Annotated in this window: 1 protein-coding gene; it reads left to right on the forward strand. The window is 55.2% G+C overall.

Annotation, left to right across the window (positions count from 1 at the left end; genetic code table 11):
* A partial coding sequence (locus tag LOK78_RS16385) for an FIDD domain-containing protein (protein ID WP_502243836.1) occupies nt 1-556 on the forward strand: 556 nt, incomplete at both ends.

A 556-nucleotide genomic window follows, 5' to 3' on the forward strand; every position in this document is an offset into this window, starting at 1 on the left:
CCAGTTTAGATGTTACCTTCCACCTGACCTACCAGAACGCAGTGGACGATGTGCTGCCACAGAGCAGTCCGTTGTCCAACGTCCTTGGGCAGGTGATCTACGTAAGAGTGGACTATGCCGGTGTGGACACCGATTGTCCTACCATTGTGGAGCTGCAGCTGATCGTGCAACCAACACCAGAGATTGCCGATCCATCACCATTGGAACTGTGCGACGATGCCGTTGCCGATGGAATGACACAGTTTGACCTGACCCAGGCCAACACAGAGATATTGAACGGGCTGGACCCGACACTGTACACAGTGACCTATTACACCGATGTGGCCGATGCCGAGATAGGGCCATCTGCCCCCAGTTACATAGCGGTCCCTACCGCCTATACCAACCAGTTTACACCACAGACCCTAGGGGTTCGTGTGGAGGACAATACCACTTTGTGTTTCCGTACCACGACCCTGGAGCTGATCGTGAATCCGCTTCCTACCCCGGCACAGACGCAAGAGGCACTGCAGCTGAGCATCTGTGACGACAACGACGACAACGACGGCTATGCAGC

Origin of the sequence: Mangrovimonas futianensis (genome assembly GCF_021245805.1) — a bacterium.
GTDB classification, from domain to species: domain Bacteria; phylum Bacteroidota; class Bacteroidia; order Flavobacteriales; family Flavobacteriaceae; genus Mangrovimonas; species Mangrovimonas futianensis.